28 protein-coding genes and 1 pseudogene are annotated in these 23,504 nt (G+C 30.4%); 9 read left to right on the top strand and 20 right to left on the bottom strand.

The window, feature by feature from the left end; all coding sequences use genetic code 11:
• Window positions 1–4 precede the first annotated feature (4 nt).
• From fabF to AC27L2_RS01790, 9 genes are all read right to left on the bottom strand, one after another.
• Window positions 5–1,249 carry a beta-ketoacyl-ACP synthase II gene (gene fabF, locus AC27L2_RS01830; protein WP_487209948.1) on the bottom strand — a complete coding sequence of 415 codons (1,245 nt, stop codon included), beginning with the start codon at window positions 1,247–1,249 and terminating at the stop codon, window positions 5–7.
• A gap of 98 nt (window positions 1,250–1,347) precedes the next feature.
• On the bottom strand, window positions 1,348–1,581 hold the full coding sequence (locus AC27L2_RS01825; RefSeq protein WP_487209947.1) for an acyl carrier protein: 234 nt from the start codon (window positions 1,579–1,581) through the stop codon (window positions 1,348–1,350).
• Window positions 1,582–1,640: 59 nt separating this feature from the next.
• Complete coding sequence (fabG, locus tag AC27L2_RS01820; RefSeq protein WP_487209946.1) at window positions 1,641–2,408, bottom strand: 3-oxoacyl-[acyl-carrier-protein] reductase; 768 nt, start codon at window positions 2,406–2,408, stop codon at window positions 1,641–1,643.
• On the bottom strand, window positions 2,392–3,006 hold the full coding sequence (locus tag AC27L2_RS01815; RefSeq protein ID WP_487209945.1) for a DUF3109 family protein: 615 nt from the start codon (window positions 3,004–3,006) through the stop codon (window positions 2,392–2,394). The genes fabG and AC27L2_RS01815 overlap by 17 nt, the downstream gene beginning before the upstream one ends.
• Complete coding sequence (fabD, locus tag AC27L2_RS01810) at window positions 3,006–3,920, bottom strand: ACP S-malonyltransferase (protein ID WP_487209944.1); 915 nt, start codon at window positions 3,918–3,920, stop codon at window positions 3,006–3,008. Before fabD ends, AC27L2_RS01815 begins: the two co-directional genes overlap by 1 nt.
• Window positions 3,920–4,927, bottom strand: coding sequence for a beta-ketoacyl-ACP synthase III (locus tag AC27L2_RS01805; RefSeq protein ID WP_487209943.1), 1,008 nt, complete (start codon window positions 4,925–4,927; stop codon window positions 3,920–3,922). Before AC27L2_RS01805 ends, fabD begins: the two co-directional genes overlap by 1 nt.
• Window positions 4,902–5,945: a phosphate acyltransferase PlsX gene (gene plsX / locus AC27L2_RS01800; RefSeq protein ID WP_487209942.1), complete on the bottom strand. Its 1,044-nt coding sequence runs from the start codon at window positions 5,943–5,945 to the stop codon at window positions 4,902–4,904. Before plsX ends, AC27L2_RS01805 begins: the two co-directional genes overlap by 26 nt.
• A 14-nt stretch (window positions 5,946–5,959) precedes the next feature.
• Entirely contained in the window at window positions 5,960–6,139 is a 180-nt protein-coding gene (gene rpmF, locus AC27L2_RS01795) for a 50S ribosomal protein L32 (protein WP_353675951.1), read from the bottom strand.
• Between the two features lie 20 nt (window positions 6,140–6,159).
• Complete coding sequence (locus AC27L2_RS01790) at window positions 6,160–6,651, bottom strand: YceD family protein (protein ID WP_487209941.1); 492 nt, start codon at window positions 6,649–6,651, stop codon at window positions 6,160–6,162.
• Between the two features lie 127 nt (window positions 6,652–6,778).
• Here AC27L2_RS01790 and AC27L2_RS01785 point away from each other — a divergent pair, with 127 nt between their 5' ends.
• The 9 genes and pseudogenes from AC27L2_RS01785 to AC27L2_RS01745 all read left to right on the top strand — a co-directional run bounded on the left by AC27L2_RS01785 (window position 6,779) and on the right by AC27L2_RS01745 (window position 13,379).
• Complete coding sequence (locus tag AC27L2_RS01785; RefSeq protein WP_487209940.1) at window positions 6,779–7,741, top strand: PrsW family intramembrane metalloprotease; 963 nt, start codon at window positions 6,779–6,781, stop codon at window positions 7,739–7,741.
• Between the two features lies 1 nt (window position 7,742).
• The gene (gene nadD / locus AC27L2_RS01780; protein WP_487209939.1) at window positions 7,743–8,324 is read left to right on the top strand and encodes a nicotinate-nucleotide adenylyltransferase; all 582 of its coding nucleotides are present in this window, start codon (window positions 7,743–7,745) and stop codon (window positions 8,322–8,324) included.
• A 16-nt stretch (window positions 8,325–8,340) separates the two neighbouring features.
• Window positions 8,341–8,802 (top strand): annotated as a pseudogene (locus AC27L2_RS13790) (hypothetical protein); the annotation flags it as partial.
• The gene (locus AC27L2_RS13785; protein ID WP_488657385.1) at window positions 8,794–9,060 is read left to right on the top strand and encodes a hypothetical protein; all 267 of its coding nucleotides are present in this window, start codon (window positions 8,794–8,796) and stop codon (window positions 9,058–9,060) included. The pseudogene AC27L2_RS13790 and the gene AC27L2_RS13785, both read left to right, overlap by 9 nt.
• A 4-nt stretch (window positions 9,061–9,064) precedes the next feature.
• On the top strand, window positions 9,065–10,570 hold the full coding sequence (locus AC27L2_RS01765) for a DNA-methyltransferase (protein WP_487209936.1): 1,506 nt from the start codon (window positions 9,065–9,067) through the stop codon (window positions 10,568–10,570).
• A gap of 57 nt (window positions 10,571–10,627) precedes the next feature.
• Entirely contained in the window at window positions 10,628–10,987 is a 360-nt protein-coding gene (locus AC27L2_RS01760) for a hypothetical protein (RefSeq protein WP_487209935.1), read from the top strand.
• Window positions 10,977–11,672, top strand: a complete 696-nt coding sequence (locus tag AC27L2_RS01755) for a hypothetical protein (protein ID WP_487209934.1) — start codon at window positions 10,977–10,979, stop codon at window positions 11,670–11,672. Before AC27L2_RS01760 ends, AC27L2_RS01755 begins: the two co-directional genes overlap by 11 nt.
• Entirely contained in the window at window positions 11,672–13,024 is a 1,353-nt protein-coding gene (locus AC27L2_RS01750) for a sigma-54-dependent transcriptional regulator (protein ID WP_487209933.1), read from the top strand. Before AC27L2_RS01755 ends, AC27L2_RS01750 begins: the two co-directional genes overlap by 1 nt.
• A gap of 4 nt (window positions 13,025–13,028) precedes the next feature.
• Window positions 13,029–13,379 carry a histidine triad nucleotide-binding protein gene (locus AC27L2_RS01745; protein ID WP_487209932.1) on the top strand — a complete coding sequence of 117 codons (351 nt, stop codon included), beginning with the start codon at window positions 13,029–13,031 and terminating at the stop codon, window positions 13,377–13,379.
• Here the strand turns inward: AC27L2_RS01745 and purD are convergent, their stop codons facing one another.
• From purD to AC27L2_RS01690, 11 genes are all read right to left on the bottom strand, one after another.
• Window positions 13,380–14,660: a phosphoribosylamine--glycine ligase gene (purD, locus tag AC27L2_RS01740; protein ID WP_487209931.1), complete on the bottom strand. Its 1,281-nt coding sequence runs from the start codon at window positions 14,658–14,660 to the stop codon at window positions 13,380–13,382.
• Window positions 14,657–15,949, bottom strand: a complete 1,293-nt coding sequence (locus AC27L2_RS01735) for a glycosyltransferase (protein WP_487209930.1) — start codon at window positions 15,947–15,949, stop codon at window positions 14,657–14,659. Before AC27L2_RS01735 ends, purD begins: the two co-directional genes overlap by 4 nt.
• A 33-nt stretch (window positions 15,950–15,982) precedes the next feature.
• Window positions 15,983–17,461 carry an IMP dehydrogenase gene (gene guaB / locus AC27L2_RS01730; protein ID WP_487209929.1) on the bottom strand — a complete coding sequence of 493 codons (1,479 nt, stop codon included), beginning with the start codon at window positions 17,459–17,461 and terminating at the stop codon, window positions 15,983–15,985.
• 218 nt (window positions 17,462–17,679) lie between these two features.
• On the bottom strand, window positions 17,680–18,315 hold the full coding sequence (locus tag AC27L2_RS01725; RefSeq protein ID WP_487209928.1) for a regulatory protein RecX: 636 nt from the start codon (window positions 18,313–18,315) through the stop codon (window positions 17,680–17,682).
• The gene (recA, locus tag AC27L2_RS01720) at window positions 18,312–19,364 is read right to left on the bottom strand and encodes a recombinase RecA (protein WP_487209927.1); all 1,053 of its coding nucleotides are present in this window, start codon (window positions 19,362–19,364) and stop codon (window positions 18,312–18,314) included. The genes AC27L2_RS01725 and recA overlap by 4 nt, the downstream gene beginning before the upstream one ends.
• Window positions 19,351–19,935: an RNA 2',3'-cyclic phosphodiesterase gene (thpR, locus tag AC27L2_RS01715; protein ID WP_487209926.1), complete on the bottom strand. Its 585-nt coding sequence runs from the start codon at window positions 19,933–19,935 to the stop codon at window positions 19,351–19,353. The genes recA and thpR overlap by 14 nt, the downstream gene beginning before the upstream one ends.
• Window positions 19,928–21,205 (bottom strand): competence/damage-inducible protein A, encoded by a 1,278-nt coding sequence (locus AC27L2_RS01710; RefSeq protein ID WP_487209925.1) that lies wholly within the window; start codon window positions 21,203–21,205, stop codon window positions 19,928–19,930. The genes thpR and AC27L2_RS01710 overlap by 8 nt, the downstream gene beginning before the upstream one ends.
• A gap of 20 nt (window positions 21,206–21,225) precedes the next feature.
• Window positions 21,226–21,693: a phosphatidylglycerophosphatase A family protein gene (locus tag AC27L2_RS01705; protein ID WP_487209924.1), complete on the bottom strand. Its 468-nt coding sequence runs from the start codon at window positions 21,691–21,693 to the stop codon at window positions 21,226–21,228.
• Entirely contained in the window at window positions 21,677–22,273 is a 597-nt protein-coding gene (gene pgsA / locus AC27L2_RS01700) for a CDP-diacylglycerol--glycerol-3-phosphate 3-phosphatidyltransferase (protein WP_487209923.1), read from the bottom strand. The genes AC27L2_RS01705 and pgsA overlap by 17 nt, the downstream gene beginning before the upstream one ends.
• Window positions 22,274–22,283: 10 nt before the next feature.
• Window positions 22,284–22,580, bottom strand: coding sequence for a DUF971 domain-containing protein (locus AC27L2_RS01695; protein ID WP_487209921.1), 297 nt, complete (start codon window positions 22,578–22,580; stop codon window positions 22,284–22,286).
• Window positions 22,580–23,473 carry a phosphoribosylaminoimidazolesuccinocarboxamide synthase gene (locus AC27L2_RS01690; protein ID WP_487210085.1) on the bottom strand — a complete coding sequence of 298 codons (894 nt, stop codon included), beginning with the start codon at window positions 23,471–23,473 and terminating at the stop codon, window positions 22,580–22,582. Before AC27L2_RS01690 ends, AC27L2_RS01695 begins: the two co-directional genes overlap by 1 nt.
• Window positions 23,474–23,504 lie beyond the last annotated feature (31 nt).

Here is a 23,504-nt window from a genome sequence, read left to right as displayed (position 1 = left end):
AAAATTATTCTTCAAATTTTTTGAATAAAATAGATGCATTGTGACCGCCAAAACCAAATGTATTACTCAATGCATATTTAATTTCTTTTTTGACTGCAATTTTGGGGGTATAATTTAAGTCGCATTCCGGATCAGGTTCATCTAAATTAATTGTTGGTGGAATTGTGCTGTTGACTATTGAAAGAACAGTAATGATAGCTTCTACAGCCCCGGCAGCACCAAGCAGATGACCTGTCATTGATTTTGTAGAACTTACGGCAAGTTTATATGCATGTTCACCAAAAACTTTTTTGATAGCTTTAGTTTCGTTAACATCATTTAATTCAGTTGATGTTCCATGAGCATTGATATAATCAACTACTTCTGGCTGAACATTTGCATCGCGTAAAGCTTCTTTCATTGAGCGAACAGCACCTTCACCTTCTGGAGCTGGAGCAGTGATATGATATGCATCAGCAGTTAAACCTACACCGACAATTTCTGCATAAATTTTTGCGCCTCTCTTAAGAGCATGTTCTAATTCTTCCAGAATTAAAACACCTCCGCCTTCACCCATTACAAAACCATTTCTGTCTTTATCAAATGGTCTGGATGCTTCAAGATATCTATCGTTCCATGTGGAAAGAGCACGAGCAGCATTAAAGCCGGCAATTGACATTTGTGTGATTGGAGCTTCAGAACCACCGCAAAACATTATATCTGCAGAACCTCTTTGGATAAGAATAAATGCATCTGCAATTGCATGAGATGAAGTTGCACATGCAGAAACAGTAGCATAGTTAGGTCCTTTTAATCCATATCTGATTGAAATATGTCCTGCAGCAATATCAGGAATCATCATAGGAACAAAGAATGGACTTACTTTTTTGGGACCGCCTTGCAAGAATAAATTGTGTTGTTCTTCGAAAGTTAAAATTCCTCCAATACCACTTCCAAAAACAACACCTGCCATGTTAAGGTCGATTTTGGATAAATCAAGTTTAGAATCTTCAAGAGCCATTGCTGCCGATGCAAGTGCAAAGTGTGAATAGATGTCCATTCTTTTTAATTCTTTTTTATCTATGTAAACAGATGGATCAAAATTTTTCACTTCGCAAGCAAATTGAGTAGCAAAAATTGAGGCATCAAATTTTGTTATTTTACCAGCACCATTACGACCAGTAATTAATCCTTCCCATAATTCTTGAATGTTATTTCCTATAGGCGTCACTGCGCCCAAGCCGGTAATTACTACTCTTCTTTTATTCATATTCCGCTCTTTTTGTTATGGAATTTTAAAGACAGAGAGAGGCTGCCAAAAAAAATTATAGATAACGATAAAAATTTATTGACAGCCTCGTATAAAAATCAGCTAACTTTTTCCTTTAAATATTTTATAGCATCACCAACAGTAGAAATTTTTTCGGCATCTTCATCTGGAATTGAAATTTCAAATGCAGATTCGAAACCCATAACTAATTCAACAATATCAAGAGAATCTGCACCAAGGTCTTTTGTAAAGGATGCCTCCGGTGTTATTTGAGATTCTTCAACACCGAGTTTATCCATAATAATTTCTTTTACTTTTGCTTCGATATCCATTTAGATCTCCTTTTATGTTTGTTAAATAATGTTAGTTAGATTTATTCAAGTAAAAAATTTCACATAACCATTCCGCCATCAACAGGAATTACCTGTCCAGTAATATAATTTGCATCGTCACTGCATAAAAATGCAACAACTTTAGCTACATCTTCAGGTTTGCCAAATCTTCTCAAAGGTACCAAATTCATGTAAGATTCTTTTTGTTGTTCTGTTAATTTACTTGTCATATCAGTTTCAATAAACCCAGGGGCAACAGCATTAACATTTATATTTCTTGATGCAAATTCTTTAGCATTAGATTTTGTTAGTCCAATTATTCCAGCTTTCGAAGCTACATAATTTGCTTGACCTGCATTTCCAATTATTCCAACAACAGAACTAATATTTACAATTTTACCATACTTTTGTGAAATCATATTTTTAATAACAGCTTTAGTATAATTAAAAACACTTTTTAAATTTATGTTAAGGACGAGGTCAAAATCTTCTTCGCTCATTCTAAGCAGCAAATTATCCTTAGTTATTCCAACATTATTAACTAAAATATCAATGCCGCCCAATTTTTCCAAAGCAAAATTAACTGTTTCCTGTGCAGCATTAAATGATGATGCATCTGCAACATAACCAAAAACTTTCACTTTGTCACTGTTTAATTCTGTTTCAACTTTTTTTGCATTTTCGGTTTCAATTTTTAGTAGCTCTTCTGTTGGTGCGTAATAAGTAAAAATAACGCTGCAGCCTTCTTTTGCTAATTGTTCAACTATGGCTCTGCCAATTCCTCTTGAGCCCCCGGTTACAATAGCTTTTTTATTTAATAATCTCATTTTTTATTCCTTCTTTTATTTGAGAAAAATATTGATTACGATATTCAAGAAGTTCTTCGTAACCTTTTTCGCCTAATAAATGGATTAATTCATTTTTACATGCATCAAAAACTGTAGAAACCTGATTTTGAATTTTATTACAATAATGCATTCTTCCAAGATGGTCGTCATCTATTGTAAGCACACCTTCATAAATTACTAATGGAAATAATATACAATACAAAGGTTTATATTTCCACTTGTATTCGCCATTTTTTAGAGCAATTTTTTGAAGTGTGCAAAATCCTTGTTTATCAAGAAATACACATTTACCATTATAAACTTGAGTTCCAATGGCAATACCTGATTCAAAATCGCTATCCTGTTCTGGTTCTTCAAACCATTTATCTGAATCTTTACATTGAGAATCATCCATTTCAGCAATAATTATATCTTTTATTTCGAGAATTCTTTCATATTCTTTTTTATCAGTGTAAACGCCATAGTAACAGCATTCGCCAGAACAAATGCAAACATCACATCCTTTTACAAATTTGTGCGTAAAAATTAACGGGTCGATATAAAGACCATTAATTTTCTTTTCAAATTTATTTTCCATCAAAGATACCTTTCAACCTCTGTATACTTATCAATCCCAAAAATTTTTACATCTGGGTTAATTCTTTTGATTAATCCTTGTAAAACTTTTCCTGGTCCGATTTCATAAAATTCATCAGCTCCATCATTAATCATATTTACAATAGTATCTTCCCACCTTACTGGATTAATAATTTGCTCGAATAACAATTTTTTTATTTCATCTTTGTTTTGAACCGGGCGGGCAGTTACATTTGCATAAACAGGAATTTTTGCATCATAAAAGTTTGTTGAATTGAGGGAGTTGCCAAATTTGATTTGTGCACTTTTCATCAATTCTGAATGAAAAGCACCGCTTACTACAAGTTCTTTAACAAGTTTAGCTCCGGAATCCTTTGCCAGTTCCATTGCTTTTTTAACACCATTGATTGAACCAGAAATTACAATTTGTCCAGGTGAATTAAAATTTGCACATTGAACTATGCCATCAGCTGATGCCTGATTACAAATTTCTAAAAGTTTTTCTTCGGATAAGCCAATTATTGCAGCCATAGTTCCTTTTTCTTCAACACCAGCTTGAGCCATTGCTGTGCCGCGTGCGTGAACCAATTTTACTGCATCATAAAATTGAATTGAATTTGCTGCAAGCAAAGCAGAATATTCACCAAGTGAATGTCCTGCAACCATATCTGGCTGCATTGTTCTAATAATACTTACCAATACAGCACTGTGCAAAAATATAGATAGTTGAGTAATGTCAGTTTGTTTTAAAGTTTCTTCAGGTCCATAAAACATAATTTGAGATAAAGGAAGTCCGGTTGCTTCTTCAGCAGTAAGAATCATTTCTTTAGCTTCTATTGAGTTCTCAAATAAATCTTTAGCCATTCCTACATATTGAGAACCCTGACCGGGGAATACAAAAGCTTTTTTTCCCATTAATCCAAACTCCATGTTAAATAAATTGCACCCCAGGTATAACCGGCACCAAATGCTGCAAGAATTAAATTATCCCCTTTTTTCAATTTGCCGGTTTTATAATATTCTGTAAGACATAATGGGATTGTTGCAGCAGTTGTATTTCCATAGCGGTCTATATTAATCATCACTTTGTCTCTTGATATCCCCATTCTTTCTGCAGTAGCATCAATTATTCTCATATTTGCTTGATGAGGGACAAGATAAGCTACATCATCAGCTGTTAAATTATTTCTTTTCATAATTTCATAAGAAACATCTGCCATTCCTTTAACTGCTGCTTTAAATACAGTTTTGCCATCCTGATAAATATAATGCCATTTATTATCTACAGTTTCGTGGGATGCAGGATAAAGACTACCACCAGCTTTCATGTATAAGCTGTCTTTACCTGAACCATCACAGTATAACAATGAATCTTTGATTCCGAAAGTTAAATCTTCAGTTGGTTCAACTAAAACAGCTGAAGCAGCATCGCCAAATAAAATGCAGTTATTTCTGTCGGTATAATCTGTTATGCTACTCATTTTATCGGCACCAACAACTAAAACTTTTTTATATCTTCCACTTTCTATAAAACTTGCTGCGGTTTGTAGTGCAAATAAAAATCCAGAGCATGCTGCAGACAAATCGAAGCCCCAAGCATTTTTAGCTCCAATTTTTTCCTGAATTAAACAAGCAGTGGAAGGAAAAAACATATCAGGAGTAATTGTTGCAACAATGATTAAATCAATTTCTTCTGGTTTTATTTTGAAATTGTTCATTAAATCTTTTATAGCTTCCACAGCCATATCGCTTGTGCCGCCTTTTTCTAAAATTCTTCTTTCTTTAATACCAGTTCGAGTTGTAATCCATTCATCGCTTGTATCGACTATTGATTCAAAATATTTATTGTCTAATACTTTTTCTGGAACATACATTCCAACAGCTGTAATGGTTGCATTAATTGGTTTTCTGGATGATTGCATTTTTAGAAAGAGCCTCCTCGAATTTTTGAATTAATTTTTTTTCATACATTTCTTTTGCTCTAAGAATCATATTTTTGATGGCAAGTGGGCTGCTTGAGCCATGACCTATTATACTAATTCCATTTACTCCAAGCAGCGGAACTCCGCCATATGTTTGATAATCCATATCTTTTAATGCAACTTTCAAAACATTTTTCACAATCAATGCTTTGAGTTTATTAATTATTCCTCCTTTTGCATACTTTTTAATTTTTGTTTTAAGTAAAGACAGAACACTTTCACCAAATTTCAGAATTATATTTCCAACAAAGCCATCGCAAACCACAATATCAACTGTGCCTTTCAAAATATCTCTTCCTTCAACATTTCCATAAAAATTAAGATTAGATTCTTTTAATAATTTGTATGTAGAAAAAACAAGTTCATTCCCTTTTGATTCTTCTTCGCCTACACTTAAAATTCCTACGGAAGGATTTTCGATTCCATAAATTTCTTTTGCAAATATAGAGCCGAGGACTGCATATTCATAAAGATGTTGGGGTTTGCTATCGACACTTGAACCAGCATCAAAGACAATACAATATTTATCTTTTTCAGTTGGGAAAGTAGCTCCAATGGTTGGTCTGCTTACACCTTTGATTCTTCCCATAATTAAGGTAGAAACGGCCATCATAGCTCCAGTATTGCCAGCACTAACAAATGCATCGGCTTTTTTTTCTTTCACTAATTTAGCACCAATAACAATTGATGAATCTGGTTTGGATTTAATTGCTACAACGGGAACCTCATCCATCCCAATTACATCAGGAGCGTGATGAATTAGATTTTCATCGAAGTTTATATTATGCTGTCTTGCAACTTCAAGAATTTTTTCTTTGTTGCCAACAAGAATTAGTTCAAAGTCAGAAGATTCACTTTGAGCTTGAAGAGCACCCAGTAAAACATTCAAAGGGGCGTAATCGCCCCCCATAGCATCAACTGCAATTCTACACTTGATGTTTGACTGATTTTCTGTCATTTAATTTTTTAATGTTATGATTCTGGGACGAACATAGACCTGCCGGCATAATACCCGCAGTTTGGACATGCTCTATGACTCAGCTTTAATTCTCCGCAGTTAGAACAGCGACTTAGGGTAGGAACTGTTGCTTTATAGTGTGTTCTTCGCTTATCTCTTCTGCTCTTGGACATCTTTCGTTTTGGATTAGGCATCGTTTAACCCTTTTTTAGTTTTAGAATTTCAATTTTTTTAATGGTTCCCAAATATCATTTTGTGTATGTAAATGACAATCGCATTGTGATTCATTTAAATTAGTTCCGCATTTTGGACACAATCCTTTACAATCTTCTTTGCATAATTTTTTCATCGGTATTGCAAGTTCTACATAATCAAAAACATCCTGGTCAATATTAATTTTGTCTTCATCAGGAGATAAATATTTAACATCATAATCTTCCAGTCGAACTGCATCTTTAACAAATAAATAACTAAGCTGAAAATGATTTGTCAACTTTGCATTATATTCAGAATTGCATCTGTCGCAAATTAAATGAGAATTTGCTTCTACATCAAAATCAATTACTATTTGATGTGCAGACTTATCCATTCTGCAATTAACTATAACATTTCCATAAAAAGATTCTTCTAAACCCAGTGATTCTACAGGCTCAATAAAATTAATCTGATGTATGCCGTCTGAAAAATTTGTATATTTTATTATCATTTTAACAAAGAGCAAAAAATTGGTTCAAAATATAGTTATGATGATTTATATAATCAAGAAATGTTGTTTTCGTTTTTTGCCGAACGAAAGTTATGAATTTTATTTTTTTATTTAAAATGGAATAAAAATGTTTTTAGGTTTTTCATTTTTCGCATCAATTATTCCAATGACATTATACATGTTAATTCTTTGGTTCATGGATAAATATGAAAGAGAACCATTATTGTTTGTTGTAGTTCATTTTTTGTGGGGTGCTTTTGGAGCTGTTGTTTTAGGAATATTAGGAAATGTTTTTATAATAAAATCAATAAGTTTTTTTACTTGTCTTTTTCTTTCAAGTTTACCTGATAAACTTATTTCAAGTTTAATAGCAGCCCCCATCTCAGAAGAAATTTCAAAAGCATTATTTCTTCTTTTTAGTGTCAACTCAAAAAAGTTTGATAACATTACTGATGGACTTGTCTATGGTGGTGCAATTGGACTTGGATTTGGTATGACTGAAAATTTTATTTACTTCTTAACATATGGAACCACATTAGATTTGTTAGTTGCTCTTGTAATTCTAAGGTCACTGTCATCTGCAATTATGCATTGCATATCAACTGCAACATTTGGTGCTGTTTTAGGATTCACAAAATTTTTTACAATCATTAAAAAAATTATTTTTATGATCATGGCAATTGTAATTTCAATCTTCATTCATTTTATATGGAATTTATCTGTAAGCAACAGTGAAACTTTTTTATACGGTTTTATATTTATGACATTCTTAATTATTTTTTTTATGATTTTATTTAGTTATTCTCTACGAAAAGAAAAAGTTTTAATAACAAATGAGTTATTGGAAGAAAGCCAATTAAATATTATTCCAGCAGAACATATTAACTTAATTACTTCTAAATCGAGATTTCAAAATAATCTGATAGATGAAAAAATTAGAAAAAAATATTTAAAGACAGCTGTTGCCCTTGCATTTAATAAAATGCATATGAAAAATTCAAAAGGCACAAAAAAAATTTATTACGAAAATGAAATTGAAAATAAACGCCGTTTAATAAAAGAACTATTGAATAACAACAATTCAAATTAATATGAATCAAAAAATTGGAATCTTTGGCGGTACATTTGACCCAATTCATTATGGACATTTAATAACAACTCAATATGTTTTAGAAAAAAGAAAGCTTGATAAAATTATTTTTATCCCCTGCTACATTTCACCTCATAAAACAAATCAGAATATTTCTAATCCTGTTCACAGATTAAATATGCTAAAACTTGCTATCGAAAAGATTCCCTATTTTGAATTAAATGATTATGAAATTAGAAAAGGAAATATTTCTTATACTTACGATACTATTTTGGAATTAAGAAAAACTTACAATTACATTGAATTAATTATTGGTTATGATAATTTAATTGTATTTGATAAATGGCATAGACCTGATGAAATTCTTGATTTAGTTAAGCTTATTGTAATGAAAAGAACAATTGATAAAGAACCAGAAACAAAAAATAAATACTTTGAGAAAGCAATTATTCTTGATACACCCACAATAGAAATTTCATCAACTGATATTCGTGACAGAGTGAAAAAGAATATGCCGATAGATTTTCTGGTTCCAGAAAAAGTGAAAACATATATTCATGAACATAAACTTTATTTAAAGTAATAAACTTGAGGTAATAATGAAGTTTACCAAAGAACAAAAAGAAATTGAATTTTGGGAAGAACATTATCTCAATCAAATTGAATTTATGCTTAAGCAGGATATTCAGAAAATGTTAGATGGATTAAAATCAAAAGACAAAATTAAAGATGATTGGATTGAAATATTTCATAATACTGAAAAGAAGTGGCAAAATTCAGACTTTGCTCGAGGAACTTAACGAATTTATTATTAGCTTTTCAATCAATTTGGTTCGCCCAATTCCGCACCAATTGGAGCAGACTTGTTTTTTGAAACTTATAATGCGTTTGTCCATATTGATGTTAAAACTGCTAAACTGAATAACCCATCAGACTATAAAGGCAGAATTCCGCTTGGAGCTAATCAAACAAGTTACAAAGTTGAGAACATTAATTTTGATGTTCATTTGCCTACAAGATATTCATATGAAAATAAAATATGTCTTACATATTTGATAAATATCATCTATAACATTGAATCAGATAACATAGAAATTAAGGCAATTATTTTGATATCTGTTCCTAATGGGAAATTAAGTAATATCTATGGAAATTCTATTATAAATGCAGGTAAAAGAGGATACGATAAAGGTGGTTTTCGATATGTGTATAGTGCAAAACCATACTTTGCAACAATTAAAAATTCTTCAAGAATAAGAATTATATTTGTTAGTGATGATATAAAAGATAATGTGAATAAAATTATAGGACTAAGTTAAACACATGAAATATAATTTATTGCACTGTGATGTATATGCGGGGCTCATTCATTTAAAAGAAAATTCAATTGATGTAGCAATTACTTCTCCTCCATACTGGAATCAACGAGATTATGGTTTTGAAGGGCAAATCGGTAATGAACCAACTTATCAGGATTATATTTTTAAGCTTGTAAAAATTTTTAATGTTCTTCGAACAAGATTAAAGAAGAATGGTGTTTTTTTCCTCAATGTAGGAGATAAATATTTATCAAAATATGGCAAGTCTCCATTAGGATTTATTCCGTATAAATTAGCTTATGAAATGGTAAAAGATGGCTGGTACCTTAATGATATAATTATTTGGTATAAACCCAATCATATGCCTTCAAGCATAAAAAATCGATTTACAAATACATATGAACCAGTATTTGTATTATCCCCTTCAAAAAAGAATATTTTTAGTGATAATATTAAAAAGAATAAAGATTACTCAAACATTCTAAAAATTAACTTGCAACCAACTCCATATAAACATGTTGCTGTTTATCCAGAAAGATTGGTAGAAGAACTTTTAAAAATGGTATACCTGAATGATAAATCTATTGTACTTGATCCATTTGCTGGAAGTGGAACCACTTTGAAAGTAGTTAAAGAAAAATATCCTAAAGCCTCTGCATTCATGATAGAATCAAATAAAGATTATATTGATATAATTATAGAAAGATGCGGCTTGAAAAATAATTACACAATTAAGAAATACGATTTTATTCCTTATCAATATGATTTGAAGTATTCAAAAGTATTTACTGTTTCAAATGAATTTAGTGAACAATTATCATTGTTTGAAAAATTTCCACACTATGAACAACCAGCAAAAGAGAAAGGATTAGTTAAAATAACCGATAACAAAAATGATTATTACAAATTGCTTGATAAATTTGAGAGCCATTCTATTAAAAATAACTTGTCCAGTGATTGTTTATGTTTTATTGGCAGCAAAGATTTTGATATTGAACTGATAGTTAGAACTTCCATGCTTAATGAAATGAAATGGGTTATTAGAAATATGATTGTTGTTCAAAAAGATAAATTATGGTTTCCAATATTTATGATTGTAGATGATAATAAGTTTGCAGATTATCTTTTTAATTATCAAAAGCTCAATTTAAAACCGCGGACTAATAATAACAGAAAATGGCAATCTGAAACATTTATTGGATATTCTGTTTTTGATAGTGTAAGTAAGAATACTAACGAAGGATTAATTGTTGATATCTTAGAGACATATGAAAATAATTTCCCCAAATATGTTATTGTAAAATGGAAAAACTATAAATACACTAAAGAGTTTGTTATTCTTAATCACACTGAAATTAATCAAAACATTCGAATTAAGTCCTATGAACCTTTGATAATTGAAGAGCTTGTTAATTATGTTGATTTAAACAAAGAATTAAATTCATACTCAGAAAAATTTGTCAATAAGATAGAACAATTAAACAACACAGGGAAAAATTATAATGGTTAGTTTAAAGATGAAAAAAGGAAGAATTGGGGTGCATCGCCTGGGGCAAGAGCATCAGTAATGAATGAGTATTTTTCGATGCAAAGGCTTTATAATGTTGACCAAAAACTTGTTTCTAAATACTTAAATCAAAAAAGGGTGGAAAAAGGATTGACGAAAAGTGATTTTATTAAACTATTTCCAGAATCTTACAAGCATACAGTTGGACATTGGCTCCGTTCAGATTTTGGAGGGTCTATTCCAACACCCGAAGATTGGAAAATAATAGAAACTATTTTAGATATCGAGCCATCAGTTACAAAATATGTTTGCAGTACTGCTCTAAAATTACAAACAGTTACTCATTCTCAGTATAAAATGCCAGATGATTTTATTGATTACAGTTTTATACCAGAATTAAAAAAATTGTATGAACCATAGATTTATTGTATTTATATCAGGAAACTTTATATATACTTCCTTTTACATTATACTTCTTATTACAACTTTATCTTTCGAAAATGTATATCCACAAAAAAATTTTGAAAAAAATTTTTACGGAGGCATTTTTTTTATTTCAAATTATATTGCTTCTCCAGAATTTCAAGAACTGAAGAAAAAAACTGATGACATAAATTTAGTTGATACAATTTATCTTAAAGCATTAAAATTCTTCGACTATGATGAATCCGAAGCACTTTTGTGTTTAACTTTCGCTTGCTTGCCATATAATAAAATTAAAATAAGATTTTTATTTAATTCTATTTTAACTATCCCTCTTCCCTCACCCCCATTTACTATTTTCAATAAAAAACTGAAAAACCTTCCAAGAAAAATTTTCTTTGATTCAAATAATGATGAATTTGGTGATAAAGATAAGCTTTCTCACTTCTTTGGGAATGCATTTCTTGGTTATAATTCCAGCATTTTTAATTTATCCAAATTTATCGGTATTTTTGTAGAAATTATTGAACAAGAACTTTTTATTGATGGAAGTTATGATAACAGAGATATACTTACAAATTATCTTGGTGAACTTTTTGGTAAAACTTTGAAAAACAAAAAAGAAATTCTTCCATCGGATGTATTAAAAGTTTATCAATTATTATTCTTAAGGTTATTTTAATGAAATCAATTTTAGTTATTGACGACGAAAGAGAAATTTGCGAAAGCATTAAAATGATTCTTGAATACGAAGATTACTCAGTAGATTATTCTACTGATTCTGAAAGAGGTATGCAAAAAATTGAATACGGCAATTATGATGTTCTGCTACTTGATATTCAAATGCCTGATAAAAATGGCTTTGAAATTTTAAACTGGATAAAAGAAAAAAACTTTGATATAAAAGTTATAATCATTTCTGCACATGCGAATGTTCAAAATGCCGTGATGGCTACAAAACTTGGAGCTTTCGATTTTTTAGAAAAACCAATTGATAGAGATAAATTACTTATTTCGGTCCGCAATGCTGCAGAACAATCAAATCTAATTAAAGAAAATAAAAAACTTCGTAAAGTTGTTGATATAGAAGAAAAAATAATTGGCAAGAGTTCTGCTATTCAAAAAGTTCTTGAGACAATTTCAAAAGTTGCAAAAACTGATGCACGAATTTTAATTACTGGTGAAAATGGAACAGGCAAAGAACTTGTTGCACAGGAAATTCATCGACAAAGCAATCGTTCTCATAAAGAATTAATTGAAGTAAACTGTGCTGCTATTCCACAAGAATTGATTGAATCAGAATTATTTGGTCATGAAAAAGGTTCATTTACAGGAGCCATTAAACAAAGAATAGGCAAATTTGAATTGGCTGATGGCAGCAATCTTTTTCTTGATGAAATTGGTGATATGAGTCTACAGGCTCAAGCAAAAGTTCTTCGTGCAATTGAAGAAGGAAAAATCGAAAGAGTTGGAGGCACATCAAAAATCGATGTTGATGTTAGAATAATTTCTGCTACAAATAAAGATTTGCAGCAAGAAATTGAAAAAGGAAATTTCAGAGAGGATTTATATCACAGATTAAATGTTATTCCAATTCATATTCCACCTTTAAGAGAAAGAAAAGAAGATATTCCATTATTGGTTGAACATTTTTCCAGAATTATTTGTGAAAAAAATAAATTTCCACAAAAAGAATGGACAGATGAGGCAATTAATTTATTGCAGGATTTACCATGGAAAGGAAATGTAAGAGAACTTAGAAATTTTATAGAACGAGTTGTTATAATGGAATCTTCAACAACAATTACAGAAAAAATAGTTAGTCAATATTTAACGATGTCTGTTTCGAAAATTGATGAAATATTAAGCACATCAAATACATTTCAAGAATTTAAGGAGAAAGCTGAAAAAGCATTCATTCTAAAACAACTTGAAGCTAATGGGTGGAACATTAGTAAAACTGCAGATATTCTTGGAATTCAAAGAAGTCATCTTTATAACAAAATAAAAAAATATGGAATAGAAAAGAGGTGAAATTATGGGAGAAACTATTTTTGCAAAAATAATTCGAAAGGAAATTCCCGCAGATATTGTTTATGAAAGCGAGAATGTTCTAGCATTCAAAGATATCAATCCTCAGGCACCGGTTCACATTTTAATTATTCCAAAGATTACAGATATTGCAACAACTAAAGATATTGATTCCAAAACTCATGCTCCGCTTTTAGGCGAGTTATTCGATGCAGCTAATAAAATTGCAAAAGATTTAGGCATAAGCGAGTCGGGTTATAGAATTGTGATAAATTGCGGACCTGACGCTGGACAGGAGGTTTATCATTTACATCTTCATTTACTTGGCGGAAGAAAGATGAACTGGCCTCCAGGCTGATTATTTATTTATAGCTTTATCAGCAATATCTCTACGATAGTAAATACCCTCGAAGTAAATTCTTGAAATAGCTTCGTAACTTCTTTTTTTTGCGAGCCATAAATTATTTTCTTTTATGAAAGATGTAATATTTAACACACGTCCGCCATTTGTAAAAACTTTTCCTTCTTTTTCAATTGTCCCTGCGTGAAAGATAAAAATATCTTCGTCTTTAATTGCATCGAGTCCGGTAATTTCTTTCCCTTTTTCATATTTATCTGGATAACCTTTAGAAGCTGCAACAACACAAACAGACGAACCACCATTATAATAAACAGTTTTTTTATTGATTGCTCCCGAAGATGCAGAATACAATAATTCAAGAAAATCACCATCTAAAAGTGGTAGGACGGATTGTGTTTCAGGGTCTCCAAATCTGCAATTGAATTCTACTACTTTTGGACCTTCGTCTGTTAGCATTAAACCACAATATAGACATCCAACATATTTATTTCCTGTTTCTTTCAGTGCGCCAATCGTTGGTTTCACAATTGATTCTGAAATAATTTCCATCATTTTATCATTTACAAATGGAGTTGGTGCGTAAGAACCCATACCACCAGTATTTTTCCCTGTGTCCCCTTCTCCAATTCTTTTATGGTCCTGAGCAGCTGGTAAAAGAATAAAATCATCTCCATCAGTAATTGCAAAAACAGAAGCTTCCTGACCAGTCATAAATTCTTCAATAACTACTTTATAGCCAGCTTCACCGAAAGCAGAATTAACAAAACAATCGTTAATTGATTTCTCAGCATCATTATAATTTTCACAAATAACAACACCTTTGCCAGCAGCTAATCCATCGGCTTTTATAACAACAGGATATTTAATTTTTTTGAGATATTCTAAAGCATCATTTTTTTCTTTTCTCGTAAAAATTTGATAGTGTGCAGTTGGTATTCCAAATTGTTTCATTAAATTTTTTGCAAATGATTTTTCACCTTCAATTCTTGCTGCATTTTTTGTGGGTCCAAATACTTTAATTCCCTTTTGAAGTAATAGGTCTGAAATGCCATCTGCGAGAGGTTTTTCAGGTCCAACTACAACAAGATCAATTTTATTATCAGAACAAAAATTTACAATGTCATTAATGTAATCAACACTAATCGGAATATTTTCTCCAAGCGATTTTGTTCCTGGATTACCAGGAATGATAAATAATTTTTCCAAATTTTTGCTTTGAGAGATTTTCCATGCTAATGCATGTTCTCTTCCGCCCGAACCAATTAATGCTACTTTCATAATAAATCCTTAATGCTAAATTGAAATTGAGTAACAAGTTGTTCTGTTAGAAAAATTCTATTATGTTTTTGAATAAATTCTTCATTTGGTTTTGGTAGATTATTATTAATGAAGAGAGAATGAATTTCAATAATTTTATTTTTTATTTCATCGATATTATCTGGTGATGTAATGAATGAAGCTCCATATTCAATTAATGCTGATTTTGCTGCACCATCAGGAACACAGCCAAGAATTGGTTTTCTTGAACCAAAATATTCAAATAATTTGCTTGTTGAAATTGTATCTGCATTCCGAAGATTGTTGCCAATCATCATCCATAATATATTCGAAGCTAGTAATTTTTTTACAGCTTCTTTATGTTCAATATAACCATGAATTTTAACAAATTCATTTAAGTTAAGTTCATTAATTAATTTTTTGTATTCATCTCTGAATAAACCAATAAATTCTAATTCGATATTGGCAGCTAAATCTGGTCTTTCTACAGAAAGTTTTTTAAAAGCTTTTAGAAAAAATTCTGGAGTAATATTCTCATAGAATATGCCAGAATAAGTAAATCTTAATTTACTTGTTGATTTAAGTTCTTCATCAACATTTACATCAAAATCTTCGGGGTCAAATCCATGCGGAATAATTATAATTTCGTCAAATGAAAGAAAGGGATAATTAGTTAATAATTTTTCTTTGATTCTTCTGTTGATAACAATAATTTTATCAGCAGCTTTAAGAGAATTATATTCTAATTTTTTATTCTTACTTTTATGATAAGGTGTAGGATAAAATGCAAAATGATTTTCAAACCATAAATCTCTATAATCAACAATTAATGGAATATGGAATTCTTTTTTCAATTCTGCAGCATAAACAAAACTTGAATAAGGCGGAATGGTTACAAACAATACATCAAATTTTTCTTTTTGTAATAATTCTCTTGCAGTTAAATATGCTTTTTTAGCCCAGGATTTTTTGTTATCAGGAATGAAAAAAACTTTTGAAAGATTAGAAAGAATTTTTCTTAAAAATTCCTTAGGGATATTAACTGTTTGAACTTTTTTCCCAATGATTGAATTAATATCAAAAGCTTCTGTTCTTATAATTTGAATGCCTGCATCTTCAGCTTCTTTTAATAAACTAAAGTCGTGAGCATAATAAGCAACATTACCAGTTGATATAACCACTGGCTGCCAGTTAAATTTAGGCATGTATTTAGTAAATTTCAAAATTCTTTGAACCCCGCTTAAACCCATAGGGGGATAATAATAAGCAAGAACAAGAGCTTTGTACATGTTAAAACCTTCAGTAAAAGAGAAATTAAATTTTTATATCTTGGTTATTGTTTGATAATTTGGAGCTTCTTCAGTAATAATAACATCATGTGGATGACTTTCGCGTAATCCAGCAAGTGATATTTTTACAAATTTTGCTTTTGTTTTCAATTCCTTAATTGTTCTTACACCACAATATCCCATTGCAGCTCTTAAACCGCCAACAAATTGATAAATTGTATCTGCCAAAGCACCTTTGTAAGGTACTCGACCTTCAATTCCTTCTGGAACTAATTTTTTAATATCTTCTTCGACATCTTGAAAATATCTATCGCTGCTACCCTGTTTCATTGCACCTAAAGAGCCCATTCCACGATACACTTTAAAACTTCTGCCTTCAAATAAAACTTTTTCACCGGGTGCTTCATCACAACCTGCGAACATAGCACCCATCATAACAGTATCAGCACCTGCAGCTATGGCTTTTGCAACATCACCTGTTTGTTTTATTCCACCATCTGCAATTATTGGGATATTTTTTCCTTTCAAAGCGTTTGCAACTGCCATTATAGAACTAATTTGTGGAACACCAACTCCAGCTATCACACGTGTAGTACAAATTGATGCTGGACCAATTCCAACTTTAACAGCATCAACTCCACAAGCTGCTAATTCTAATGCGGCTTCTTTAGTTACAATATTACCTGCAATCAATTGTAAATTTTTGAACTTCTTTCTTATTTGTTTTACCATTTTAATCACACCTTCAGAATGGCCATGAGCAGTATCAACAACAATTACATCAACATTGGCACTAACTAAGGCTTCCACTCTCTCAATAGTATCTTTTGCAATTCCAACAGCTGCACCTACTCTTAATCTTCCAAGTTCATCTTTACATGCGTTTGGGAATTTTTTCTTTTTCATAATGTCTTTATAAGTTATCAAACCTTTTAAGTAACCTTTTTTATCTACAACAGGCAATTTTTCAATACGATTTTTGTGTAATATTTTTTCTGCTTCTTCAAGTGTTGTTCCTACTGGAGCTGTAATTAAATTTTCTTTTGTCATTAATTGTTCGACTGTGAGATTTCGATTATGCTCAAATCGCAAATCCCTGTTAGTTAATATTCCAATTAATCTGCCTTCTTTATCAACAATAGGGATGCCCGAGATATGATATTTAGCCATTATTTCTTCGGCTTCATAAATTTTTCTTTCAGGGGTCAAAGTAATTGGATTAACTATCATTCCGCTTTCTGACCTTTTTACTTTATCCACTTCATCAGCTTGTCGTTCAATTGTCATATTTTTATGAATAATTCCAATTCCACCTTGAGCTGCCATTGCTATTGCCATTTGTGATTCTGTAACTGTATCCATTGCTGCTGAAATGAATGGAATATTTAATTTGATTTCTCGTGTAAGATACGATGTAATATCAGTTTCTCTTGGTAAAACAGATGAACGTGCAGGTATCAATAATATGTCATCAAATGTCAAACCTTCAAATTCTATTTTGGAATCTTTCATTTCTTCCTCCCAAATTGATTTCATTTTAATATTATTAACAAAAAAGACCACACAAAGTGGCCTTTCATTTTAGTAATGAAAAATTAGGTAAAAATTTTTATTACACCACTTTAGAGTTTTCACTTATTTCCTTAAGAATAGTGATTAATAATTAGGAGATTGAATTTGCTATAAAAATTTAGTTGCAAAAATACTAATAATGATATTATCTACAAAATTTAATTCAATTCACTTTCGTGAATATTAAGTTTATCTATTACTTTGAAAATAACATCTGACTGAAACCCTCTTGAAGACAAAAATGAAAATAATTTCTGTTTTATTTTCTGATTGTCAAGTTTTTTGAATTGATAAGAGTTCAACTTTTTTTTAGCAAGTTCATAGGCATTATCAATAGAAGAATTATCATCTATCGAATGAATTACATCTTCTATAATTTTTCTATCAATTCCTTTTTTTATTAATTCAGCTTTGATTTTATTGATGCCTATTTTTTTTCTATAAAATCTTTCTTCGAAATAAGCCTTGCAAAATTCATAATCATTTAAATAATTTTTTGATATAAGCTCATCAACAACTTCATGAATCAATTTCTTATCAAAATTTTTTTTGAGCAATTTGTTTATTAATTCATATTTAGAATGAAGTCTGCGCGATAATAATTTTAATGCTGCATCTTTAATTTTTAGTTCTTCATTTAGAATAAGTAATTCATTTTTCTTTGAGTCATCAATTATATCATTTTTTCTTAAACCAGTATCGGTAACAATTTTATAATCTAATAATATTGAGCTTCCATCATCGAATTGAATGATTACATTATTTCCCTTTTTTCTTAGAGATAAAATTATCATTTAGATTTTTTGTTTTTAGTTTCTTGTTCATTTGTTTGTTCTTGTTGTTCTCCGTTTGTCATTCCAAGTGCAGCTCTGACTTCTTTTTCTAGTGATTCAAAAAGTTTTGGATCTTCAAGCATTTTTTGTTTCAATTGTTCTCTGCCTTGATATCTTTCATCTTTATAAGTAAACCATGCACCGCTCTTTTTCAAAATGCCATGTTCTGTTGCAAGATCAATAATATCACCAGCTTTACTGATACCTTCATTATATAAAATATCAAATTCAACCTCTTTGAATGGAGGAGCTACTTTACTTTTAACAATTTTTACTTTTGTTCTATTACCTATTACATTGTTTCCATCTTTAATTGCATTTACTCTTCTAATATCAAGTCTTACAGAAGCATAAAATTTAAGAGCATTTCCACCTGTAGTTGTTTCTGGATTACCAAACATAACCCCAATTTTGCTTCTTAGTTGATTTGTAAAGATAACGCAAGTTTTAGATTTGCTTATAGCACCTGTAATTTTTCTTAATGCTTGAGACATTAATCTTGCTTGAACTGCCATTTGAGGGTCGCCCATATCGCCTTCAATTTCAGTGCGTGGAACCAGAGCAGCTACTGAATCAATAACAATTACATCAAGAGCATTGCTTCTAATTAAAGTATCAACAATTTCGAGAGCTTGTTCACCAAAGTCAGGTTGTGAGAGCAAAAGATTTGCAGTATCAACACCAAGACGTTTGGCATAATTTAAATCCAGTGCATGTTCTGCATCGATGAATGCAGCCAGTCCACCCTTTTTTTGAGCTTCTGCAATTATATGTAAGCAGAGTGTAGTTTTACCAGAAGATTCCGGTCCAAAAATTTCTATAATTCTTCCTCGGGGAACTCCTCCAATTCCAAGTGCGTAATCAAGTGATAATGAACCTGTTGAAATTGCTTCCACTTTGTTAATTACGCCGTCCCCTAATTTCATAATGGTTCCTTTGCCGTAAGTTTTTTCAATATTTGTAATAGTGTCTTCTAATATTTTCATTCTTGCATCTTTATCGAGTGACATTTTCTCCTCCAATATTTTTTATATAAAAATTTTTAATAGGTTCATAAACAGAACCAGTTTTAATTAATGTGCTTTTGAAAAATGTAATTTTATCAGCATAAAAATTTATTTCTGGTATTTCAACTTGAGTTAATTTATAAAAATCTTTGTAAAATTTTTCATCTCTATCTTTAATTCTCAACAAAGTTATGTGAGGTGTAAATTTTCTTTTTTCTTTTTCAAAGCCAAATTTTGAAATAACATTATCAATTTCTTGAGCTAAACTGCTAAGCTTAGAGTTTTCTTTTAATCCTATCCATAAAATTCGAGGCTTTTTATCTTTAATAAAAAGACCAAATTTTTCAAATGTTAATTCAAAAACTTCATAGTTTTTTAAGATGTTTTCTAACTCAGAATTTATAGCAGGAATTATGTTTTCATCTGTATCGCCCAGAAATTTTAATGTAAGATGTAATTTATTAATTGGTTCCCATTTAATGTTATCATAATCGTTTATGTAATTGTTTTTTATATCAATAATTTTTTTTAGTTCTAATTCTGGCAGTTCTAAAGCTATAAATGTTCTAATCATCGTAATTAATTCCAAGTAAATATCTTCTTAACATTTCAAGTGCAGCTTGAGAGGTTCTATCTTTATTTAATAATCTTTCGTCCCCAAAACGAAATTCTTTTGCTGTGCATATTTTGTCGTCACAAATTCCAATATATACTAAGCCAACTGGTTTATTTGGTGTTGCTCCTGTTGGTCCCATTATTCCAGTTGTAGATAAACCTATATCGGTTCCGCTGATAGATTTAATTCCTTCTGCCATTTGTCTTGCTACTTCAAGACTCACAGCTCCATATTTTGCAATAATATCTTCATCAACTTTTAATAATTCTACTTTTGCAGCGTTACTGTATGCTACAATTCCTCTTTCGAAGAATAAACTGCTTCCGCTGATGTTAGTTAATCTATTAGCTATTAAACCACCAGTACAGGATTCTGCAACTGAAAGTTTCAATCCTCTGTCAATTAATAACTTAGCTACAACTCCTTCAAGAGTATCATCGTCCTTTCCATAAATATATTTTCCAACAATACTTCTAATTTTTTGTTCAATTTCTTCGAGTTTGGAGACAGCTTTTTCAATTTCTTTTTCTTCGACTGTTATTCTTAATCTAACACCAAATTGATTTGGAAGAAATGCAAGTTTTGCTCCATTAAGCAGATTTTCAATATTTCCAAGTTTAGTAAATAATGCAGATTCAGGGATTCCCGTAGTAAGTAAATTTCTTGTTAATATAAAAGTGTCTCCTTGTTTTTTCTCCTGCAGTTTTGTTTCTATCCATGATTTTAATTTAGGAATAACATAAACTTCCATCATATTTTTCATTTCGTATGGAACACCAGGCATTGCTATAAAAATTTTATTTTCCTTTTCTATCCAGATGCCAGGGGCTGTACCACGAGTATTTCTTATTGGTTCAGCAATTTTAGGAACAAGAGCTTGTTCCTCGTTTATTTTTGTTAATTCCCTTCCTCTCACTTCAAAGAATTTTTTAATATCATTTAGTATCTCTTCATTCATCACAAGTTCTGTTTCAAAAAAATTAACAATACATTTTCTTGTAACATCATCATGAGTGGGACCCAAACCACCAGTTACAATGATTATGTCACAAATTTTAAATACACGCTTAAATTCTTTTATAATTTTATCCTCATCATCAGGAAGAACACTCGAGCCAATAACTTTGATTCCATTCTTTACAAGCTGTTCACCAATGTAAGCTGCATTTGTGTTTACCACTTGACCAATTAGAATTTCATCACCAATTGTAATTAAATATGCATTCATAAATTAATCTATGTTTGTAATTAAAATATTCTATTAATTAAATCGATTGATAATTGCACTATAAGAAAAGTATAAATTCCTGCCAATACATCATCGAGAATAACTCCCCAGCCATTTTTTATTAGTTCAAGTTTTTTAATTGGAAATGGTTTTACAATATCCATTATTCTCCATATAAAAAATGCTAGTAATAAATACCATATCTTTTTAGGAATAAATAGCAAAGAAATCCATGTGCCTATAATTTCATCAAGAGTAAATTCTTTTGGGTCATTACCATAAATTTTTTCAAATTTATTTGCTATGTCGACACCAATAATAATAAAAAAACTAATCAATCCAATCATCAGAGTGGGATTTTCAAAGCCGGGAATAAGAAATAAAAGTAGTGCAAGTAAACTTGCTTTTGTTCCTGTTGCATTTTTAGTAAATCCAGTATAAAAACCTGAGCCAAGTATTTTTTCTAATGTGTTAATTTTTAACTCCAAAAAGTTGTTTGATGAGCTGCCTGTTCGAATAAATATAAGTTATTCCTGTTACAACAGTAAAAATTGTAATTGCAAGCATTGTGTAATAAATTAAATCATGGTTAAATAAAATGTTGAAGAGATTTTCTCTTCCTTTATAAATCCAGCTTACTGTTCTTGCTGTGTAAATTAATAATAAGTAATAAAGAAAAAACATTTGAAAAAAAGTTTTCCATTTTGCTGAGTAACTTGTAGAAAAGGATATTTTCTTGTAGTCCGCATAAATTCTTAAACCAGTAATTAGAATGTCACGAACAACAATTAAAATTACCATCCATAAATTAAGTATACCAACTATAACAAATGCAAAGAAAGCTGCTGATGTTAAAATCTTATCAGCAAGAGGGTCAAGAAATTTTCCCCATTCTGTAATGTAATTAAATTTACGGGCAAGCCAGCCATCATACCAATCACTAATTGCTGCAATTATAAATACTCCAAGCGATATTTGAATTGTTACTGCATCACCATAAAGAAAAAGAAATAAAAATACTGGTGTAAGAATTATTCTTAGTACAGTTAATTGATTTGGGAGTATCATGGTAAGTTTATTATTTCTCAGAAAATTTTCTTAAATATGAAAAATCATATATGCCAGTATCATGATTATCTTTCCAAATTATATTTAATGCATAATTCCCAATAATTTTTATATCCTGAATTGATATCTGTTCAGATGAATAAATTGGAATATAAGATTCATTCTGTTCCACTTTTTCAGCTTGACAAATTGCACAAGGACAATTAAATCTCAAATCTGCTGATTTAATCTTTTGTTCTAAATTATCCGACCAATTAATCATTAACAAATTTTTTTCTGCATCATATTTAATTTTTACAGGAAACATTATGAAATATTTTTGCCAGTTAACTTATAAAGTGCTTCCTGATATTTTTTACTTGTATTTAAGATAACTTCTTCTGGAAGTGGTGGAGCTGGTGGCTTTTTATTAAAATTAATTGAAAGCAAATAATCACGAACATATTGCTTGTCAAAGCTATTTTGTGGACGACCCTTTTCATATTCATCGAGGGGCCAGAATCTTGAAGAATCAGGGGTCAATAATTCATCAATCAAAATAATTTTTCCATCGTAATAGCCAAATTCAAATTTGGTATCGGCTATGATAATTCCTTTTTGAAGTGCATATTCTGAAGCTTTTTTGTAAATATTAATTGAAATATTTTTTATGTAATCATATGTTTCTTTTCCAACAATCGAAATTGCCTGCTCTTCATCAATATTTTCGTCATGAAGCCCAATTTCTGCTTTTGTTGATGGAGTAAAAATTGGTTCTGGTAATTTTTCTGATTCTACCAATCCTTCTGGCAGTTTTATTCCGCAGATTGCTCCAGTTTTTTTATAATCATTCCAGCCAGAACCTGTTATATAACCTCTTACAATACATTCGAGAGGAATTAATTCAGCTTTTTTAACAAGCATTGAACGATTTTTCAATACATCTTTATAAGGTTTGCATTCTTCCGGAAAATCATCAACATCAATGCTTAATAAATGATTATCGATAATGTCTTTTGTATAATTAAACCAAAAAGCAGAAATTTGATTTAATACTGCTCCTTTGTAAGGAATTCCTTCATTCATAATAACATCAAATGCAGAGATTCTATCAGTAGATACAATTAGATAATGTTCACCCAAGTCATAAATATCTCTAACCTTTCCGCGTTTGTAGAATTTGAGATTTTCAAAGTTTGTGGTTGTAACAGTATTATTAATCATACTAATTCCTTTCATTTAATGATTTTTC

Source organism: Rosettibacter sp. KY25 (assembly GCF_057554405.1).
The sequence above is the reverse complement of the archived record's forward strand: the minus strand, read 5'-3'. Positions and strand labels throughout refer to the sequence as shown.

Bases quoted from the DNA above. Each gene is read 5' to 3' on its own strand.
- AC27L2_RS01755 (WP_487209934.1), top strand. From the start codon at position 10,977: ATGAACCATAGATTTATTGTATTTATATCAGGAAACTTTATATATACT.
- AC27L2_RS01785 (WP_487209940.1), top strand. From the start codon at position 6,779: ATGTTTTTAGGTTTTTCATTTTTCGCATCAATTATTCCAATGACATTA.
- AC27L2_RS01695 (WP_487209921.1), bottom strand. From the start codon at position 22,580: ATGTTTCCTGTAAAAATTAAATATGATGCAGAAAAAAATTTGTTAATG.
- fabD (WP_487209944.1), bottom strand. From the start codon at position 3,920: ATGGGAAAAAAAGCTTTTGTATTCCCCGGTCAGGGTTCTCAATATGTA.
- nadD (WP_487209939.1), top strand. From the start codon at position 7,743: ATGAATCAAAAAATTGGAATCTTTGGCGGTACATTTGACCCAATTCAT.
- pgsA (WP_487209923.1), bottom strand. From the start codon at position 22,273: ATGATACTCCCAAATCAATTAACTGTACTAAGAATAATTCTTACACCA.
- AC27L2_RS01735 (WP_487209930.1), bottom strand. From the start codon at position 15,949: ATGTACAAAGCTCTTGTTCTTGCTTATTATTATCCCCCTATGGGTTTA.
- fabF (WP_487209948.1), bottom strand. From the start codon at position 1,249: ATGAATAAAAGAAGAGTAGTAATTACCGGCTTGGGCGCAGTGACGCCT.
- fabG (WP_487209946.1), bottom strand. From the start codon at position 2,408: ATGAGATTATTAAATAAAAAAGCTATTGTAACCGGGGGCTCAAGAGGA.
- AC27L2_RS01790 (WP_487209941.1), bottom strand. From the start codon at position 6,651: ATGATAATAAAATATACAAATTTTTCAGACGGCATACATCAGATTAAT.
- AC27L2_RS01710 (WP_487209925.1), bottom strand. From the start codon at position 21,205: ATGAATGCATATTTAATTACAATTGGTGATGAAATTCTAATTGGTCAA.
- AC27L2_RS01725 (WP_487209928.1), bottom strand. From the start codon at position 18,315: ATGATAATTTTATCTCTAAGAAAAAAGGGAAATAATGTAATCATTCAA.
- guaB (WP_487209929.1), bottom strand. From the start codon at position 17,461: ATGAAAGATTCCAAAATAGAATTTGAAGGTTTGACATTTGATGACATA.
- AC27L2_RS01825 (WP_487209947.1), bottom strand. From the start codon at position 1,581: ATGGATATCGAAGCAAAAGTAAAAGAAATTATTATGGATAAACTCGGT.
- recA (WP_487209927.1), bottom strand. From the start codon at position 19,364: ATGTCACTCGATAAAGATGCAAGAATGAAAATATTAGAAGACACTATT.
- purD (WP_487209931.1), bottom strand. From the start codon at position 14,660: ATGAAAGTAGCATTAATTGGTTCGGGCGGAAGAGAACATGCATTAGCA.
- AC27L2_RS01815 (WP_487209945.1), bottom strand. From the start codon at position 3,006: ATGGAAAATAAATTTGAAAAGAAAATTAATGGTCTTTATATCGACCCG.
- rpmF (WP_353675951.1), bottom strand. From the start codon at position 6,139: ATGCCTAATCCAAAACGAAAGATGTCCAAGAGCAGAAGAGATAAGCGA.
- AC27L2_RS01805 (WP_487209943.1), bottom strand. From the start codon at position 4,927: ATGCAATCATCCAGAAAACCAATTAATGCAACCATTACAGCTGTTGGA.
- AC27L2_RS01760 (WP_487209935.1), top strand. From the start codon at position 10,628: ATGAATGAGTATTTTTCGATGCAAAGGCTTTATAATGTTGACCAAAAA.
- AC27L2_RS01745 (WP_487209932.1), top strand. From the start codon at position 13,029: ATGGGAGAAACTATTTTTGCAAAAATAATTCGAAAGGAAATTCCCGCA.
- thpR (WP_487209926.1), bottom strand. From the start codon at position 19,935: ATGATTAGAACATTTATAGCTTTAGAACTGCCAGAATTAGAACTAAAA.
- plsX (WP_487209942.1), bottom strand. From the start codon at position 5,945: ATGACAGAAAATCAGTCAAACATCAAGTGTAGAATTGCAGTTGATGCT.
- AC27L2_RS01750 (WP_487209933.1), top strand. From the start codon at position 11,672: ATGAAATCAATTTTAGTTATTGACGACGAAAGAGAAATTTGCGAAAGC.
- AC27L2_RS01765 (WP_487209936.1), top strand. From the start codon at position 9,065: ATGAAATATAATTTATTGCACTGTGATGTATATGCGGGGCTCATTCAT.